Origin of the sequence: Mesorhizobium sp. WSM4904 (assembly GCF_029674545.1) — a bacterium.
Taxonomy (GTDB): Bacteria; Pseudomonadota; Alphaproteobacteria; order Rhizobiales; family Rhizobiaceae; genus Mesorhizobium.
Genome location: NZ_CP121354.1, coordinates 3,726,753 through 3,742,785, shown reverse-complemented (window position 1 = coordinate 3,742,785; position 16,033 = coordinate 3,726,753). Strand labels below are relative to the sequence as shown.

The 16,033-nt window shown below is 64.1% G+C and carries 16 protein-coding genes; 12 read left to right on the top strand and 4 right to left on the bottom strand.

The window, feature by feature from the left end; all coding sequences use genetic code 11:
• The first annotated feature begins 7 nt into the window (after nt 1–7).
• The 3 genes from QAZ47_RS17795 to QAZ47_RS17785 all read left to right on the top strand — a co-directional run bounded on the left by QAZ47_RS17795 (nt 8) and on the right by QAZ47_RS17785 (nt 3,446).
• Nucleotides 8–1,279 (top strand): beta-ketoacyl-ACP synthase, encoded by a 1,272-nt coding sequence (locus tag QAZ47_RS17795; protein WP_278230225.1) that lies wholly within the window; start codon nt 8–10, stop codon nt 1,277–1,279.
• Between the two features lie 139 nt (nt 1,280–1,418).
• On the top strand, nt 1,419–2,447 hold the full coding sequence (locus QAZ47_RS17790; protein ID WP_278230224.1) for a zinc-binding dehydrogenase: 1,029 nt from the start codon (nt 1,419–1,421) through the stop codon (nt 2,445–2,447).
• Nucleotides 2,448–2,453: 6 nt separating this feature from the next.
• On the top strand, nt 2,454–3,446 hold the full coding sequence (locus QAZ47_RS17785; RefSeq protein ID WP_278230223.1) for a lipid A biosynthesis lauroyl acyltransferase: 993 nt from the start codon (nt 2,454–2,456) through the stop codon (nt 3,444–3,446).
• Between the two features lie 125 nt (nt 3,447–3,571).
• Here QAZ47_RS17785 and QAZ47_RS17780 read toward each other — a convergent pair whose 3' ends face one another.
• Entirely contained in the window at nt 3,572–4,003 is a 432-nt protein-coding gene (locus QAZ47_RS17780; protein WP_278072964.1) for a L,D-transpeptidase, read from the bottom strand.
• Between the two features lie 270 nt (nt 4,004–4,273).
• Between QAZ47_RS17780 and QAZ47_RS17775 the strand changes: the two genes are divergently transcribed.
• The 5 genes from QAZ47_RS17775 (at nt 4,274) to QAZ47_RS17755 (ending at nt 10,629) form a co-directional block, all read left to right on the top strand.
• A complete protein-coding gene (locus QAZ47_RS17775) occupies nt 4,274–5,551 on the top strand; it encodes an acetylornithine deacetylase/succinyl-diaminopimelate desuccinylase family protein (protein WP_278230222.1) in 1,278 nt (425 codons plus the stop codon).
• Between the two features lie 116 nt (nt 5,552–5,667).
• The gene (locus QAZ47_RS17770) at nt 5,668–7,146 is read left to right on the top strand and encodes an ABC transporter substrate-binding protein (RefSeq protein ID WP_278230221.1); all 1,479 of its coding nucleotides are present in this window, start codon (nt 5,668–5,670) and stop codon (nt 7,144–7,146) included.
• A 50-nt stretch (nt 7,147–7,196) separates the two neighbouring features.
• The gene (locus tag QAZ47_RS17765; protein WP_278230220.1) at nt 7,197–8,144 is read left to right on the top strand and encodes an ABC transporter permease; all 948 of its coding nucleotides are present in this window, start codon (nt 7,197–7,199) and stop codon (nt 8,142–8,144) included.
• A complete protein-coding gene (locus QAZ47_RS17760) occupies nt 8,141–9,010 on the top strand; it encodes an ABC transporter permease (RefSeq protein ID WP_278230218.1) in 870 nt (289 codons plus the stop codon). The genes QAZ47_RS17765 and QAZ47_RS17760 overlap by 4 nt, the downstream gene beginning before the upstream one ends.
• On the top strand, nt 9,007–10,629 hold the full coding sequence (locus tag QAZ47_RS17755) for a dipeptide ABC transporter ATP-binding protein (RefSeq protein WP_278230217.1): 1,623 nt from the start codon (nt 9,007–9,009) through the stop codon (nt 10,627–10,629). Before QAZ47_RS17760 ends, QAZ47_RS17755 begins: the two co-directional genes overlap by 4 nt.
• A 15-nt stretch (nt 10,630–10,644) precedes the next feature.
• On the opposite strand, the gene QAZ47_RS17750 is transcribed toward QAZ47_RS17755, so the two are convergent.
• The gene (locus QAZ47_RS17750; protein ID WP_278230216.1) at nt 10,645–11,076 is read right to left on the bottom strand and encodes a TerB family tellurite resistance protein; all 432 of its coding nucleotides are present in this window, start codon (nt 11,074–11,076) and stop codon (nt 10,645–10,647) included.
• Between the two features lie 110 nt (nt 11,077–11,186).
• On the opposite strand from QAZ47_RS17750, the gene QAZ47_RS17745 reads away from it, so the two are divergent.
• The 4 genes from QAZ47_RS17745 (at nt 11,187) to QAZ47_RS17730 (ending at nt 13,622) form a co-directional block, all read left to right on the top strand.
• On the top strand, nt 11,187–11,972 hold the full coding sequence (locus tag QAZ47_RS17745; protein ID WP_278073057.1) for a TSUP family transporter: 786 nt from the start codon (nt 11,187–11,189) through the stop codon (nt 11,970–11,972).
• 52 nt (nt 11,973–12,024) lie between these two features.
• Nucleotides 12,025–12,195: a hypothetical protein gene (locus QAZ47_RS17740; protein WP_278202032.1), complete on the top strand. Its 171-nt coding sequence runs from the start codon at nt 12,025–12,027 to the stop codon at nt 12,193–12,195.
• A gap of 84 nt (nt 12,196–12,279) precedes the next feature.
• Nucleotides 12,280–13,113: an AraC family transcriptional regulator gene (locus tag QAZ47_RS17735; RefSeq protein WP_278230215.1), complete on the top strand. Its 834-nt coding sequence runs from the start codon at nt 12,280–12,282 to the stop codon at nt 13,111–13,113.
• An 89-nt stretch (nt 13,114–13,202) separates the two neighbouring features.
• Nucleotides 13,203–13,622 carry a VOC family protein gene (locus QAZ47_RS17730; protein WP_278230214.1) on the top strand — a complete coding sequence of 140 codons (420 nt, stop codon included), beginning with the start codon at nt 13,203–13,205 and terminating at the stop codon, nt 13,620–13,622.
• A 310-nt stretch (nt 13,623–13,932) separates the two neighbouring features.
• Here QAZ47_RS17730 and QAZ47_RS17725 read toward each other — a convergent pair whose 3' ends face one another.
• Both QAZ47_RS17725 and QAZ47_RS17720 read right to left on the bottom strand, forming a co-directional pair.
• On the bottom strand, nt 13,933–15,405 hold the full coding sequence (locus QAZ47_RS17725) for a cobyric acid synthase (RefSeq protein WP_278230213.1): 1,473 nt from the start codon (nt 15,403–15,405) through the stop codon (nt 13,933–13,935).
• The gene (locus tag QAZ47_RS17720; protein WP_278230212.1) at nt 15,405–16,010 is read right to left on the bottom strand and encodes a dimethylsulfonioproprionate lyase family protein; all 606 of its coding nucleotides are present in this window, start codon (nt 16,008–16,010) and stop codon (nt 15,405–15,407) included. The genes QAZ47_RS17725 and QAZ47_RS17720 overlap by 1 nt, the downstream gene beginning before the upstream one ends.
• Between the last annotated feature and the right edge of the window lie 23 nt (nt 16,011–16,033).

The following is a 16,033-nucleotide window of genomic DNA, read 5'->3' as shown; positions in this document are numbered from 1 at the left end:
TAAAAACATGGCCAATCTCCGCGATCACATGGGCAGGCCGATCGTTGCCGTGACCGGCATCGGCGTCGTCACGTCGCTGGGCGTCGGCAAGACCGATAACTGGGCGGCGCTGACCTCAGGCAGATCCGGCATCCATCCGATCACCCGCTTTCCGGTCGATCACCTCAACACCCGCATCTCCGGCATGGTCGATTTTCTGCCGTCGAGCTCCAAGGGTGCGAGTCCCCTCACCTACGAGCTGGCCGAGACGGCGGCCCAGGAGGCGATGTCGGAGGCAGGCCTCGATTCCGGCGATTTCGGCGGACCGCTGTTTCTCGCCTCGCCGCCGGTCGAGCTCGATTGGGCCGACCGCTTCTCGCTCTATAATTCCGACAAGAAGGAAAGCGGTTCGGAGAGATTGCTGCGCGTGGCTCGCGCGTTGAAGGAGCTCGACATCTTCGAGACCACGCAGTTCGGCTCGATCGCCGACCGCCTGGCCGACCGTTTCGGCACGCGCGGCCTGCCGATCACGCTGTCGACCGCTTGCGCTTCCGGCGCCACTGCCATCCAGCTTGGCGTCGAGGCGATCCGGCGCGGCGAGTGCGACAAGGCGCTGTCGATCGGCGCCGACGGTTCAGCCACGGCCGAGGCGCTGATCCGCTTCTCGTTGCTCTCGGCGCTCTCCACCCACAACGACATTCCCGAGAAGGCGTCAAAACCCTTCTCCAAGGACCGCGACGGCTTCGTCCTTGCGGAAGGCTCCGGCGCGCTGGTGCTGGAGTCGCTGGAGGCAGCCCTTGCCCGCGGCGCGACCATCCTCGGCATCATGCGCGGCTGTGGTGAAAAGGCCGACGATTTCCATCGCACCCGTTCCAAACCCGACGCTTCGCCGGCGATCGCAGCGGTGCGCGCCGCCCTTGCCGATGCGGGCCTCAGCGAAGACGAGATCGACTACGTCAACGCTCACGGCACCTCGACGCCGGAAAACGACAAGATGGAGCATCTGTCGCTGTCGACCGTCTTCGGCGAGCGGATCGGCTCGATGCCGATCTCGTCCAACAAGTCGATGATCGGCCACACGCTATCGGCCGCCGGCGCGGTCGAGGCCGCATTCTCGCTGATGACGATGCGCGAAAGCGTCATTCCGCCGACGATCAATTACGACAATCCCGATCCCGCAATCGTGCTCGATGTCGTGCCGAACGCGAAGCGCAGCGCCGAAGTCGGCACGGTCCTGTCGAATTCCTTCGGCTTCGGCGGCCAGAACACCTGCCTTGTCATGGCGCGGGAACCGGTCTAATGCATGTCGCCCAAAAGTGCGCAGCGGTTTTGGGAGAACGACATGCATCAAAACAAAGAGCTAAAGCGCGACGCCTGAATCCGTTTCTGCGCGACGCGCTTTAGCGGACATTTCCGCTTCCACAGTACCGACAGGCCAAATGCGCGCATTGCAACTTATCGAGGACCGCCGCCTTGAAACGGTGGACCTGCTGCCTCCTCCGCCGCCATCGCTAGGCGAAGTGACGCTCCGCATAAGGGCGGTGGCGCTCAACCACATCGACGTTTGGGGCTGGCGCGGCATGGCCTTCGCCAAGCGCAAGCTGCCGCTGGTCGTCGGCGCCGAGGCCTCCGGTGAAGTCGAGGCGGTCGGACCAGGTGTCTCCAACCTTCTGCCGGGGCAGTTGGTGTCGATTTATGGCGCGCGCACCTGCGGGCTTTGCCGCGCCTGCCGGGAAGGCCGCGACAATCTCTGCGAGCATGTGTCCGGCGTCCACGGTTTTCATCTCGACGGCTTCGCTCAGGAAAAGATCAACCTGCCCGCCCGCCTCCTGGTGCCCGCGCCCCCTGGGGTCACCGAAATCGGCGCCGCCGTCGCGCCCGTCACCTTCGGCACGGTCGAGCACATGCTGTTCGACAATGCGAAGCTGGAACCGGGCGAGACCATCCTCGTCCATGCCGGCGGCTCAGGCATCGGCACCGCCGCCATCCAGCTGGCGAAGCGCATGGGCTGCACGGTCATCACCACAGTCGGCTCGAACGACAAGATCGACAAGGCGAAGGCGCTTGGCGCAGACTATGTTATCAACTACCGCGAGGACCGTTTCGAAGGCGTCGTGCGCAAGCTGACGAAGAAGAAGGGCGTCGATGTCGTGTTCGAGCATGTCGGCGCCGATACCTTCGCCGGCTCGATGCTGTCCTTGAAGCGTGGCGGGCGTCTCGTCACCTGCGGCTCGACGTCCGGCGTGTCGACGCAAGTCAACCTGATGCAGCTTTTCCAGCAACAACTGAAACTGCTCGGCTCCTTCGGCTGCCGCATGGAGAACATGGCCGATGCGATGCAGAAGATGGCGGCCGGCCTTGTCGCCCCGGTCATCGATACCGAGGTCGGCTTCGACGACATCGACGCCGCGCTGAAGCGCATGGAAGGCCGCGACGTCTTCGGCAAGATCATCCTGCGCGTTTCCTAGGACAAGATGGTCGGCAAGGTGCTCAAGAAAGCCCGCCGGGACTTCATGTTCCGCTACGGCCGGCGGCTGCGCCAGATGGAGCACTGGCTGGTCGCGCGGCTTGCCATGACGATGATCGGCCTGCTGCGGCTTTTGCCGCCGGACAGCGCGCTCAACTTCGCCGACCGCGTCGCCCGCCGCATTGGGCCTCTGGTCGGGCGGCATAGGGTGGCGGTCAACAATCTGCGCCTCGCCTATCCGGAAAAGAGCGATGCCGAGATCGAGGCCATTGCGTCCGACATGTGGGGCAACATGGCTCGCCTGGCGGCCGAGTATATCTTCCTCGATGCTTTGTTCGACTTCGATCCCAACGCCACCAAGCCGGGCCGGGTCGAGGTCCGCGGCATCGACCATTTCGTCGCGATCGCCGGCGAGAAGAAGCCGCATATCCTGTTTACGGGCCATCTCGGCAATTTCGAGCTGCTGCCGGTGGCGGCCGCCACCTTCGGCATGAACATCACGGCGCTGTTTCGCCCGCCCAACAATCCATACCTCGCCGACTACATCCATTCGACACGCCGCTCGACGATGGGAGGCTTGCTGCCCTCCTCGACAGGCGCATCGTTCGCCCTTGCCTCCATTCTGGAAAACGGCGGCAATATCGGCGTGCTGGTCGACCAGAAATTCACGAACGGCGTCGAAACGACCTTCTTCGGCCGCCCCTGCCAGAGCAATCCCGTGCTGGGCATGCTCGCCCGCCACTATGACTGCGATGTCTATCCGGCCCGCTGCGTCAGGTTGCCGGGAAACCGGTTCCGCCTCGAGATCGAAGACAAGCTGACGCTGCCGCGCACCGGAGGCGGCAGTGTCGACGTCCACGCCACCACCCAGCTGCTCGCCGACGTCGTCGAGCGCTGGGTGCGCGAGGATCCTGGACAGTGGATGTGGTTCCACAAGCGCTGGGAGATGAGCGGCCGCCGGCGCAAGCGCGGGCATGCAAGAGAGACAACCGGCCAATAATTTAGAGCAATTCCAGGAAAAGTGCGCGGCGGCTTTCCGTCCGGAATTGCTTGAAAACAAATAGTTAGGGCAGTTCAGCGTTTCCGTGAAACGATGAACTGCCCTAACCAACTGTCCAGACCGGATCAGTTCGTCACGACGATCCGCGTATTGCCGTAGCCGACTTCCCTGACCATCGCGTAGAAGGTCGCGGCGTTGGCCGTGTGCAGGCGCACGCAACCATGCGAGGCCGGCCGCCCGAGATATTTCACCGCGCCGGTGCCGTGGATGGCGTAGCCGCCGTGGAAGAACACTGAATACGGCATCGGCGAATTGTCATACTTGCGCGAGTACCACATCCGCGCCGTCCATTGCGGCCGGTAGCTGCCGCGCGGCGTGAAGTAGCCCTTGCGCGCGGTCGATACGTTCCAGCGGTAGAGCACCTGGCCATATTTGCTGACGGTCATCGTCTGCGTGGAAACGTCGATGTTGGCGACCAGCGAGGCCGCCCGGCCGGCAAAAGATGTGCCAAGCAGCGCGGTTGCCAGCACGGCTGCCATGAGAACGGACTTCTTCATGCGATCAAACCCCTTCGATTGCCCCTTGCCATCACGTGGTTCTTTTCCATCATTTTGCCGGCAGGTGCGTTAAGTACCACACACTCGTTGACGAAACCGCCAATCCGATGCGGCGAATTTGAATGATTTTCCCGCCATGGTTGCCGATAGGGCACACACTCTCGACGGTTTAACCTTTGAGCCTGACGGATGATTGCTCGGCTGATTATTGTTTGACGGTGAGCGAGTGGCGGCTTGCAAAACCGCGGCATTGCTTCTTCAATCCGTCGGATGAATGAACGACTCCTTCGGGCAGTCGACGACCGGGTCGACGACCTGGTCGCGCTGGCCGCCGACCTGATCCGCTTTCCGACCGTCAATCCCCCCGGCGAGGCCTACCGGCCATGCGCCGAGTATCTTGGCGCGCGGCTGGAAAAGCTCGGCTTCGAGGCCGAGTTCATTCGCGCCGAGGGCACGCCCGGCGACACCGACCGCTACCCGCGCGTCAATGTCGTCGCCCGTTTCGACGGCCGCTCGCCCGGTGCTTGCGTGCACTTCAATTCGCATATCGACGTGGTCGAAGCGGGCGAAGGCTGGACCGTCGATCCCTTTGCCGGCCTGGTGAAGGACGGCCGGGTTTACGGCCGCGGCGCCTGCGACATGAAAGGCGGGCTCGCCGCCTCCGTCATCGCCGCGGAAGCGTTCATGGAGGTCTATCCCGACTTCTCCGGCGCCATCGAGATTTCAGGCACCGTCGACGAGGAGTCCGGCGGCTTCGGCGGCGTCGCGCATCTGGCGAAGCTGGGCTACTTCTCCAGGCCGAAGGTCGACCACGTCATCATTCCCGAGCCGCTCAACAAGGATCGCATCTGCCTTGGCCATCGCGGCGTCTGGTGGGCCGAGATCGAGACCAAGGGCGAGATCGCGCATGGTTCGATGCCGTTCCTCGGCGACAACGCCGTGCGCCATATGGGCGCCGTGCTGCAGGCCTTCGAGGACGAGCTGTTCCCGGCGCTCGACCGCAAGGTGACGCGCATGCCGGTGGTGCCCGAGGGCGCCCGGCGCTCGACCATGAACATCAATTCCATCCATGGCGGCCAGACCGAGGATTTCAGGCCGGGCCTGCCCTCGCCCAATGTTCCCGATTCCTGCCGGCTGACCATCGACCGCCGCTTCCTGCTCGAGGAGGACCTCGCCGCCGTCAAGGGCGAAGTCACGGGCATCCTCGAACGGCTGAAGCGCGAGCGGAAGAAGTTCGACTACGAGATCCGCGACCTGATGGAAGTTCTGCCGCTGATGACGGAGCGCGACGCACCGGTGGTGAAGGCTGTCGCACAAGGCATCATGGAGGTCTTCGACCGCGAGCCCGACTATGTGATTTCGCCCGGCACCTACGACCAGAAGCACGTCGCCCGCATCGGCCATATCTACGACTGCATCGCCTATGGCCCAGGCATTCTCGATCTTGCCCATCGGCCGGACGAATGGGTCGGCATCGCCGACATGGTGGAATCGGCCAAGGTGATGGCGATCGGCCTCAACGTGCTGCTGCGCGGTGCGACCGGCTGATCCGGAAAAACATTTCCCTTGGCGCTGTCCGGCAGCACGAAACGCAATTTACTCCCGGGCCAAATCACGCTTCTATCCGCTGGCTTGAGCATATTTTGAGCAATGGGAGTTCAGCGATGAAATTGTGGAAGACCATTTTTGCCGCGGCCGTGCTGTCGTTTGCCGCCGCCACGTTGGCGTTTGCCGCGCGCACCGACCTCGTCATCGGCATTCCGCTCGAACCCCCGCATCTCGATCCGACCGCGGGCGCGGCCGCCGCGATCGACGAGGTGCTCTATGCCAATGTCTTCGAAGGCCTCACCCGCATTGGCCCCAACGGCGAGGTTCTGCCCGACCTCGCCGAAAGCTGGACCATCTCGGATGACGGCAAGACCTACACATTCAAGCTTCACACCGGCGTGAAGTTCCACGATGGCAGCGGCTTCAGCGCCGACGACGTGAAATTCTCCCTGGACCGCGCTCGCGCCGACAATTCGGTCAATGCCCAGAAAGGGCTGTTCGCGCAGATCGACAAGGTCGACGTCGTCGATCCAGCCACCGTCAAGGTGACGTTGAAGAACCCGCAGGGCTCCTTCCTCTACAACATGGGCTGGGGCGACGCGGTGATCGTGTCGCCGAAATCCGCCGACACCAACAAGGAAAAGCCGATTGGGACCGGCCCCTTCAAGTTCCAGAACTGGGCCAAGGGCTCGTCGATCTCGCTGGTGAAGTCGGACAGCTACTGGGGCGCGCCCGTTGCGCTCGACAAGGTCGAGTTCCGCATCGTGCCCGACGCCGCCGCCGCTGTGCCGGCGCTGCTTTCCGGCGACATCCAGGCCTTTCCCTTCTTCGATCCCGACAGCGTTTCCCAGGTCAAGGGCGACCCGCGTTTCAAGGTCGTGATCGGCTCCACCGAAGGCGAGACGATTCTTTCGATCAACAACAAGAAGCCGCCCTTCGACAAGCTGCAGGTCAGACAGGCGATCTCCTTCGCGCTCGACCGCAAGGCCATCATCGACGGCGCCTCGGCCGGTCTCGGCGTGCCGATCGGCTCGCATATGTCGCCGGCCAACAAGGACTATGTCGATCTCACCGGCCTCTATCCGCACAACGTCGACAAAGCCAAGGAACTGCTGAAGGAGGCCGGCCTCGAAAAAGGCTTCAAGGCGACGCTGAAGCTGCCGCCGCCTTCCTATGCGCGGCTTGGCGGCGAGATCATCGCCTCCGAGCTGCGCGAGGTCGGCATCGACCTGGAGATCATTCCGGTCGAATGGGCGCAATGGCTCGATCAGGTCTTCACCAAGAAGGACTACGACCTCACGATCGTGTCCCACACCGAGCCGAACGACATCGGTATCTATTCGCGCAAGGACTACTACTTCAATTACGACAATCAGACCTTCGACAAGATCATCGCCGACCTCAACCTCACCTCCGACGAAGCCAAGCGCAAGCAACTGCTCGGCGAAGCGCAGAAGATCCTCGCCGACGACGCCGTGGTCGGCTTCCTCTACGAGCTGCCGAAGGTCGGCGTCTGGGACGCCAAGCTGCAGGGCCTGTGGGAGAACGCCCCGATCCAGGCCAACGACCTCACCAAGGTGAAGTGGACGGATTGACGGCCTAAAGGCGAAACTTGCACTCCAGCCGTCGCGCGGCACCACCTCCCATGACCGCCTACCTCCTCAAGCGTCTCATCATCGCGGCCATCACGCTGGTGTTGGCCTCGATGGTGGTGTTCGCCGTGATGGAGATCCTGCCCGGCGATCCCGCGCGCCTGATGCTGGGCTTCAACGCCAGCACCGAGCAGGTCGAGCTGCTGCGCGACCAGATGGGGCTGAATGCGCCGCTTGTCCTGCGCTACCTGCACTGGGCGGGCGGGCTGCTCAGCCTCGATTTCGGTCGCTCCTATACCTACTCGGTTCCCGTCATTGACCTTGTGCGTGAGCGCGTCGTCGTTTCCCTGCCGCTGGCGCTGGTCGCGCTGACGCTCTCGACCGTCATAGCCATTCCGGTCGGCGTGTTTTCGGCCAGCCGGCAGGGGCGGGCCGGCGACGCGCTTGCGATGGGTGCGGCGCAGCTCGGCGTCGCCGTGCCGAACTTTTGGTTCGCCCTGATGCTGATCTACCTCTTCGCCGTGTGGCTGCGGCTGGTGCCGGCCGGCGGCTTTCCCGGCTGGAGCGCCGGCATCTGGCCGGCGCTGAAGTCGCTGCTGCTGCCTGCCTTGGCGTTGGCCCTGCCGCAAGCGGCGATCCTCGCGCGGGTCGCCCGCTCGGCACTGATCGAGGTGCTCAGCGAAGACTATATCCGCACCGCCCGCGCCAAGGGCCTGCCCTACCGCGCCGTGCTCTGGCGCCACGCGCTGCGCAATGCCATGATCCCGGTGCTCACCATCCTCGGCCTGCAATTCGCCTTCCTGCTCGCCGGCACCATCATCATCGAGAATGTCTTCTATCTGCCTGGTCTCGGCCGGCTGGTGTTCCAGGCCATCACCCAGCGCGACCTGATCGTCGTCGAGAGCGTCGTGATGCTCTTGGTCGCCGCCGTGATCGCCGTCAACCTGCTGGTCGACTTCTCCTATGCCGTCGTCGATCCGCGGCTGAGAGGCCGGCAATGACGATGCGCGTTGAGTTGCCCGAGGAAACCCTTGCCGGGGCTCTGGCCAAAGCCTTCCGCAACCGCTCGTTCCTGATCGGCTTCGCGATCACCCTGATCGTAGCCGCGGTCGCGCTGCTGTCCTTCGTCTGGACGCCCTATGACGTGACCAAGCTGGTGATCGCCGACAAGACGCAGGCGCCGTCGCTGGCGCACTGGTTCGGCACCGATCACTTCGGTCGCGACATCCTGTCGATGATCATGGTCGGCGCCCGCAACTCGATCGCCGTGGCACTGGTGGCGGTCGGCATCGGCATAGGCGTCGGCGTGCCGCTCGGCGCTTTCGCCGCCGCGCGCGGCGGCATTGCCGACGAGGCGCTGATGCGCGTCAACGATCTCGTCTTCGCCTTCCCTGCGCTGCTCTCGGCGATCATGATCACCGCCATCTTCGGCCCCGGCGCCGTCAACGCCATCATCGCCATCGGCATCTTCAACGTCCCAGTCTTTGCCCGCGTCGCTCGCGCGGGTGGCCTGGCGATCTGGCCGCGCGAGTTCATCCTCGCTGCGCGCGCCGCCGGCAAGGGCATGACGCATATCACCATCGAGCACATCCTGCCCAACATCGCGACGCTGCTGCTGGTCCAGGGCACGATCCAGTTTGCGCTCGGCATCCTTGCCGAAGCCGGCCTCTCCTACGTTGGTCTCGGCGCGCAACCGCCGATGCCGAGCTGGGGGCGCATGCTGTTCGACGCCCAGACGCGCATGGTGACGGCGCCCTGGATGGCGATCTTTCCCGGCATGGCGATCGTCGTCACCGTGCTTGGGCTCAATCTGCTCGGCGACGGCATCGCCGACATCCTCGATCCGAAATCGCGGCGGCAGCGATGAGCCTGCTCGAGATCGAGAACCTGTCGCTGGCCATCGGCAAGACGCCGATCCTGAAGGAGGTCGGGCTCGCAATCGCGCCCGGCGAGGTGGTCGGCCTGGTCGGCGAATCCGGCTCCGGCAAGTCGATGACGGCGCTGACCGTCATGCGCCTTCTGCCGCATCTGGCGCGCACCAGCGGACGCGTCACTTTCGATGGCATCGACCTCCTGGCCGCGAGCGAGGACCAGATGTGCGCGCTGCGCGGCGACGACATCGGCATGGTCTTCCAGGAGCCGATGACGGCGCTCAATCCGGTCAAGACGATCGGCGAGCAGGTGGCCGAGGGCATCCGCTGGCACACCAAGACGAGCCGCGCCGAAGCCGAGGAACGGGCGCGAAAAATGCTCGACCGGGTCGGCTTGCCGGGGACAAAGTTCCCGCTGTCGCGCTACCCGCACGAACTCTCCGGCGGCCAGCGCCAGCGCGTCGTCATTGCGATTGCCTGCGCGCTGAAGCCGAAGCTCCTGATCGCCGACGAGCCGACGACGGCGCTCGACGTTGTGCTGCAGGCGCAGATTCTCGACTTGTTGCGTGATCTCGTGCGCGAAAACCGCATGGGCCTGCTGCTCATCTCGCACGACCTCGCGGTGGTGACCGAGATGGCCGATCGCCTGACCATCCTGCGGCAAGGCGAGGTGATGGAGGCCGGCGATACCGCGCGCACGCTGTCGGCGCAGCTTCACCCCTACACCCGCGAGCTGGCCCTGGCTTCCATGCACGTGCCGGCGCGGCCTAAGACCCATCTTGCCGGCTCGGCAAAGCCGCTGCTCGAGGTCGAAAACGTCAGCCGCGATTATCCGGGCCGGCGCAAATCCCTGTTCCGACCAGCGGAGCCGGTCCGCGCCGTCGACGACGTCTCGCTGACTATCGAACCCGCCCAGTCTGTTGCGCTCGTCGGACGCTCCGGCTGCGGCAAATCCACCCTCGCCCGCATGATCCTGGCGCTGGACAGGCCGACGGCGGGCGCGATCCGCTTTCGCGGCGAGACCATCACCGGTAAGGCGGAGGCGGCGCTGAAGCCGGCCCGGCGTGACTTGCAGGTGGTTTTCCAGGACCCCTACGGCTCTTTCGACCCGCGCCAGAAGGTCGAGAAGCTGGTGGCCGAACCGCTGCACCTTCTGGAAAAACAGCCGGCCCGGGCCGAGCGCCGCGAGATTGTCGCGAATGCGCTGCATGAGGTCGGGCTTGGCCCACGCGACATGGATAAGTACCCGCATGAATTCTCGGGCGGTCAGCGCCAGCGCCTGTCGATCGCCCGCGCCATCATCACCCGCCCAAAGCTGGTGGTGGCCGACGAGCCGGTCTCGGCGCTGGACGTCTCGATCCGCGCCCAGATCCTCGACCTTTTCGCCGAGCTCAACCAGAAACTCGGCATCGCCTATCTCTTCATCACCCACGACCTGACGGTTGCCCGCGCCATGTCGGATGAAGTGCTGGTCATGCATGAAGGCAAGATCGTCGAGCGCGGCCGGACCAGCGATGTGCTCGACAATCCTCGCTCTGAATCGGCTCAGGCGTTGGTCGCGGCGGCGCCAGACCTTCACCGCGCGATCGCGCGGCGCATGCATGAACAGGGTTGAGCAGCCGGTTCGCGCTCAGCTTTCCGGCTTGACCAGATCGACTGGGCTGATGTCGAGCAGGTCGAGCGTGCGGCGCAGAAGCTTGACCTCGCTCTCGGCGAGCTTGGAATCGGCCTTGGCGATCTCGGCCATGTGGCGCGCGAGCAGCTTGCGCCGCTCGACGTCGAGGTCGCGGAACAGCGCGATCGCCTGCGAGCCGTTGGTCTCGTAGCCGTAATCGTTGAGATATTCGATGACGCTGTCGATCGAGGATTCCTGAATACCGAAGACTTCCTTGCAGATGCGCCGGAAGGCTGCCATTTCGCTCTCGGAGACCGAGCCGTCGGCCAGGATCATGCGGAACAGCATCAAAAGCTCCGCCGACAGCACCGGATCGTCCGCCACCTTGCGCACGCCCGGGTCGCCGTCGAAGATCGAGCGTATCTGATCGAGCAGCGCCATCGCCATCAGCCTCCCCTTTGCGATTCCGCCTGATTGTTAGCGTGGAATCGGTCTTGCGCAAACTGGGCAAGCGTGATGGAAGCTGCGGCTCCCTCCTCGCCTCGCCCCCCAGCCCGATGATCGACCTTACCCTGCAGTCCGTCTTCATACTGATCGCCGCCGCTTTCGCCGCGGGCTTTGTCGATTCGATCGCTGGCGGCGGCGGCTTGATCACGATTCCGGCGCTGCTTCTCGCGGGCTTCTCACCGGTCGCGGCACTCGGCACCAATAAGCTGCAGGGCATGTTCGGCTCCGGCTCGGCCACCATCCATTATGCCGCGAACGGTCAGGTCGATCTGCGTCGCCAGCTCCCCTCCGCGCTGCTGGCGCTCGTAGGCGGCGCCATCGGCGCCCTGCTGGCGACGGTCGTGCCCGGCGATTTCCTGCGCGCTCTGTTGCCGGTCCTGCTGATCGCCATTGCTCTCTATTTTGCGTTCAAGCCCAACATGGGCGATGTCGATCGTGCCGAGCGCCTGTCTCCGTTTCTGTTCGGCCTGACGATCGTACCGGCGATTGGCTTCTATGACGGCCTGTTCGGCCCGGGGACGGGTTCGTTTCTCATGCTGGCCTTCGTCGCGCTCGCCGGTTACGGCGTGCTCAAGGCGACGGCACACACCAAGCTGCTCAACTTCGCCTCCAACATAGGCGGCTTCGTCGTCTTCGCCGCTGTCGGCGTCGTTTACTGGAAGATCGGTCTGATGATGGGCGTGGCGCAGTTTCTCGGCGCACGCGTCGGCGCCAGCCTCGCCATCAGGATCGGCGCCAAACTGATCAAGCCGCTGCTGGTGATCGTTTGCGTGGCGCTGGCGATAAAGCTGCTTGCCGACCCGGCCAATCCCCTACGCCAGCTAATTGGTGTGTGACAGTCCTGCTGGTAGAATTCGAGTGTTGCGAATCATGTTGGAGGGACCAGACATGAATCTCAGTGCGCCCACCCAGATCGTGTTCATTGTTTCGTTGGTCATCGCCATCATCGGCCTTCTCGCCGCTCTTGGCCTTCTTGCGTTCATTCCTCTCGCGGCGGTTTGGATCATGCTCATCGCCTATATCGTGCTTGCCGCCGGCTGCCTGATGCGCGGTGCATAAAGGCTGGCAGATCTCAGCAACTCGAAGCGCCCGGCTCTGCCCGGGCGCTTTTGATTCGAAGGCAAGGTCTGGTAGGCTTGAGCCATGTCCGACGAGACAGAGCGCCATCGGCAGGACAATCGCTCTCCCGCCCTCCATTTCGAGATGGTTCGGCGTAAGCCCACCGCCTTGCTGGCGGGCATTGTCACCGATATCTGCGGCTATCGGGAGATATGGCCCGGCCATTTCCGCATCGTCGAATATGCCTCGCTCACCGTGCCATTGGTGATCAGTTTTGCCGAGGCCTTCGCCATCGGACTCGGCCGCGATCCCGGCGACAATGACCGTTTCGCCAGCTTCGCCGCCGGCCTCTATGCCGGTCCTGTCGTGATCGAATCCTTCGGCGGCGCCTGCTGCGTTCAGGTCAATTTCACCCCGCTCGGCGCCAGGCAATTCTTCGGCCTGCCGATGAGCGAGTTCAAGGACCGCATGGTCGACCTCGACGATGCGCTGGGCTTCGAAGGCATCGCCTTGCGCGAACGGCTGGGCGAAGCGCGGAACTGGGACGCACGCTTCGCAATTGCCGAGGGGTTCGTGACCAGCCGGCTTGCCGAGGCGAATCCGCTTTCGCCCGAAGTCGCCTGGGCCTACCGGACGGTCATCGCATCGGGCGGCCGCACCCGCATTTCGGCGCTTGCCGCAGAGATCGGCTGGAGCCGCAAGCATCTGGCGGCCAAATTCTCCGACGCGATCGGCATAGGCCCGAAGACACTGTCGCGCATCGTGCGCTTCAACCACGCGCTCTCGCTGTCGAAGCGGCAGGAAGACGACTGGGCCGGCATCGCCGCCGATTGCGGCTATGCCGACCAGGCGCACCTGGTGCGCGAATTCCCCCAGTTCGCCGGCGAAACGCCAACCGCGCTCGCCGCGCTGGCATAAGCGCTCGCCTCGGCGAGGTAACATTTCTTCAAGACGCGGAAACAGCCTTGGCTAAGACTGGCTTTCATCAACCGGCACAGGAGATTGTCATGCCAACGGCAGCCGAAGCCCCCCGTATCTATCCTGCCCTGCGCTACAGGAACGCGGCCAAGATCATCGACTGGCTATGCGACGCCTTCGGTTTCGAAGTGCGCGCCCGCTATGGCGAGGGCGACCTCGTCCATCACGCCGAGCTGACCTTCGGTTCCTCGATGATCATGCTCGGCACGGCCCGCGACGACGACTACGGCAAGATGGTCGGCGAGCCGGGCGGTAGTGGCGGCAAGTCGATCTACATTGCCGTCGATGACGCCGACGCCGCCTATGCCAAAGCCAAGAAGGCCGGCGCCAAGATCATTCAGGAACTGGTCGACCGCGACTATGGCAGCCGCGAGTTCATCTGCCTCGACCCGGAAGGCAATGTCTGGTCCTTCGGCACCTATTGGCCGAAGGCCGGGGAGACGGGTTAGGACGTCTCGCTGACGTTGGGGATTGGCGACAGCGCCTGAACTTCGTCATCCACGGGCGGAGCAGGAGCGAAGCTCCGTCGCGGAGACCCGAGGATCCATTCCGTGACCTCGATCGAAGGGCGCAGCAGAGCAGAATTCTGCACGGCTGCAACGCCTCGACGTCACGGAATGGATTCTATGGTCTGCACGCGTCGCTTCGCTCCTTGCTCCGCCATAGAATGACGACCGCATAGATGGCTCGGATAACCGCCAAGACGCTCTATGCTCGGGGCACATGCGGCCAGCCCAGCTTCCGTGCAGCGGAACAGACCTATCGCGCCAACGCAAAAATCGCACCACAGTCGAGATGCGCTTCCAGCTCGGCCGCGACCTCGTCCAGCGCCTTTTCGACCTCGGCGCGGTAGTCGACGCCGCCGCTTCTGACGCCAAGGCTCTCGAGATAAGCGGCGCGGAAGGCATTCGCCGAAAACAGCCCGTGCAGATAGGTGCCGATCACCTTGCCGTCGGCGGAGATGGCACCGTCCTCGACGCCGTTGATGATCGCCGACGGCCGCGCCGTGTCCGGACCGGTGGTGCGGCCGAGATGGATTTCGTAGCCTTCGAGCGGCAGGCCGAACTGCACCGAATGGGCGCTTGAATTGCGCACCGTTTTTTCCGGTTCCATCACCGTTTCGATGTCGAGCAGGCCAAGGCCTTCAGTCTCGGTGACGATGCCCTCGATACCGTCTGGATCGCGCACCACGCGGCCGAGCATCTGATAGCCGCCACAGATGCCGACGACATGGCCACCGCGCTTGCAATGGGCGACGAGGTCGCGATCCCAGCCATTCTCGCGGAATTTCAGAAGGTCGCCGATCGTCGACTTCGAGCCGGGTATGACCACTAGGCCGGCGTTCTCCGGCAGCTTCTTGCCCGGCGGCACGAACACCACCTCGACCTGCGGCTCGGCCTTGAGCGGATCGAGATCGTCGAAATTGGCGATGCGCGCCAGCATCGGCACCGCCACCTTCAGCGCCCGCTTCTCGCCGGAAGCGAGGCGCTCGAGCACGACTGAATCTTCTGAAGGCAGGCGCGCGGCAGCCTTCAGCCATGGCACGACACCGAAGCACGGCCAGCCGGTGAATTTCTCGATCGCGCTTATGCCATCGTCGAACAGCGAGACATCGCCGCGGAACTTGTTGATGAGGTAGCCGGCAATCATGCGCCGGTCTTCCTCCGGCAGGATCAGATGCGTGCCGGCGACGGAGGCGATGACGCCGCCACGATCGATGTCGCCGACCAGAACCACCGGCACGTTGGCGCGCGTCGCAAAGCCCATATTGGCGATGTCGCGGCTCCTCAGATTGATCTCGGCCGGCGAGCCGGCGCCTTCGACGATGACCAGATCGGCGCCCTCGCCGACCTTCGCCCAGGAATCGAGCACCGCGTCCATCAGCCGTGCCTTCATCGCCTGATAGTCGTGCGCCCGCGCCTCGCCGAACACCTTGCCCTGCACCACCACTTGCGAGCCGATGTCGCTCTGCGGCTTGAGCAGCACCGGGTTCATGTGCACGGTCGGCCGGACCCCGCAGGCCAGCGCCTGCAGCCATTGCCCGCGGCCGATCTCGCCGCCGGCATTGCTGTCGCCGGGGATATCGGCGACGGCGGCGTTGTTCGACATATTCTGCGGCTTGAACGGCCTGACCTTCAGGCCCCGCTTTTGGGCGGCACGACAGAGCCCCGCCACCAGCACAGTCTTTCCAACATCGGAGCCGGTGCCTTGCAGCATGATCGCTTTTGCCATCAGTTGCTGCCCTCCGAGCCGATCGTCGATTTCTGCGCCAGCGGTCCGCCACGCCAAATATAGAGCGCCATGAGCGGTTCCTTGCCCGTGCGCATGGCGTGGCTGACGTTGGACGCGTGGTGAATGACCTCGCCGCCCGCACGAACGTGGAAGTCCCCCTCGCCCATGCGCCATTCGGTGCCGTCGGTCAGCGGAATATAGATCTCTTCGGCGACGTGGTGATGGTCGGGATAGACGATGCCGGGCCCCAGGATCAGCAGGCCGGCCGCGACCTCATCATTGACGAAGTGCCCGCGCGTGCCGAACGCCTCCAGCCAACCGTAATTGTCGATGAAGGCTTGGCCGAAATCACTGGCCGTATAGGTCTGCCCCCAGCGCAACTCGTCTCGATGATCGGCAACGAACCGCGCCAACGGCTTGCTGTGAGGCTGCGCAAGCTCGGCGATGCGATCGAGATGGCGAAGACAACCGAGCGCGCGCGGTTCGAGCGTACGAGCCGGCATGTTCCAACTGATGCGTGCGACGGCGTCCGCGACCAGATCGCTGCCGACACCGGCGAGATAGAAGTGGAACCGCTCCAGCAACTGGTCGAAAATTGTCGGCACGCAAGGCTCCGTTGATCAATCCA

Coding starts and splice junctions, on each gene's coding strand:
- QAZ47_RS17795 (WP_278230225.1), top strand. CDS start 8: ATGGCCAATCTCCGCGATCACATGGGCAGGCCGATCGTTGCCGTGACC.
- QAZ47_RS17790 (WP_278230224.1), top strand. CDS start 1,419: ATGCGCGCATTGCAACTTATCGAGGACCGCCGCCTTGAAACGGTGGAC.
- QAZ47_RS17785 (WP_278230223.1), top strand. CDS start 2,454: ATGGTCGGCAAGGTGCTCAAGAAAGCCCGCCGGGACTTCATGTTCCGC.
- QAZ47_RS17780 (WP_278072964.1), bottom strand. CDS start 4,003: ATGAAGAAGTCCGTTCTCATGGCAGCCGTGCTGGCAACCGCGCTGCTT.
- QAZ47_RS17775 (WP_278230222.1), top strand. CDS start 4,274: ATGAATGAACGACTCCTTCGGGCAGTCGACGACCGGGTCGACGACCTG.
- QAZ47_RS17770 (WP_278230221.1), top strand. CDS start 5,668: ATGAAATTGTGGAAGACCATTTTTGCCGCGGCCGTGCTGTCGTTTGCC.
- QAZ47_RS17765 (WP_278230220.1), top strand. CDS start 7,197: ATGACCGCCTACCTCCTCAAGCGTCTCATCATCGCGGCCATCACGCTG.
- QAZ47_RS17760 (WP_278230218.1), top strand. CDS start 8,141: ATGACGATGCGCGTTGAGTTGCCCGAGGAAACCCTTGCCGGGGCTCTG.
- QAZ47_RS17755 (WP_278230217.1), top strand. CDS start 9,007: ATGAGCCTGCTCGAGATCGAGAACCTGTCGCTGGCCATCGGCAAGACG.
- QAZ47_RS17750 (WP_278230216.1), bottom strand. CDS start 11,076: ATGGCGATGGCGCTGCTCGATCAGATACGCTCGATCTTCGACGGCGAC.
- QAZ47_RS17745 (WP_278073057.1), top strand. CDS start 11,187: ATGATCGACCTTACCCTGCAGTCCGTCTTCATACTGATCGCCGCCGCT.
- QAZ47_RS17740 (WP_278202032.1), top strand. CDS start 12,025: ATGAATCTCAGTGCGCCCACCCAGATCGTGTTCATTGTTTCGTTGGTC.
- QAZ47_RS17735 (WP_278230215.1), top strand. CDS start 12,280: ATGTCCGACGAGACAGAGCGCCATCGGCAGGACAATCGCTCTCCCGCC.
- QAZ47_RS17730 (WP_278230214.1), top strand. CDS start 13,203: ATGCCAACGGCAGCCGAAGCCCCCCGTATCTATCCTGCCCTGCGCTAC.
- QAZ47_RS17725 (WP_278230213.1), bottom strand. CDS start 15,405: ATGGCAAAAGCGATCATGCTGCAAGGCACCGGCTCCGATGTTGGAAAG.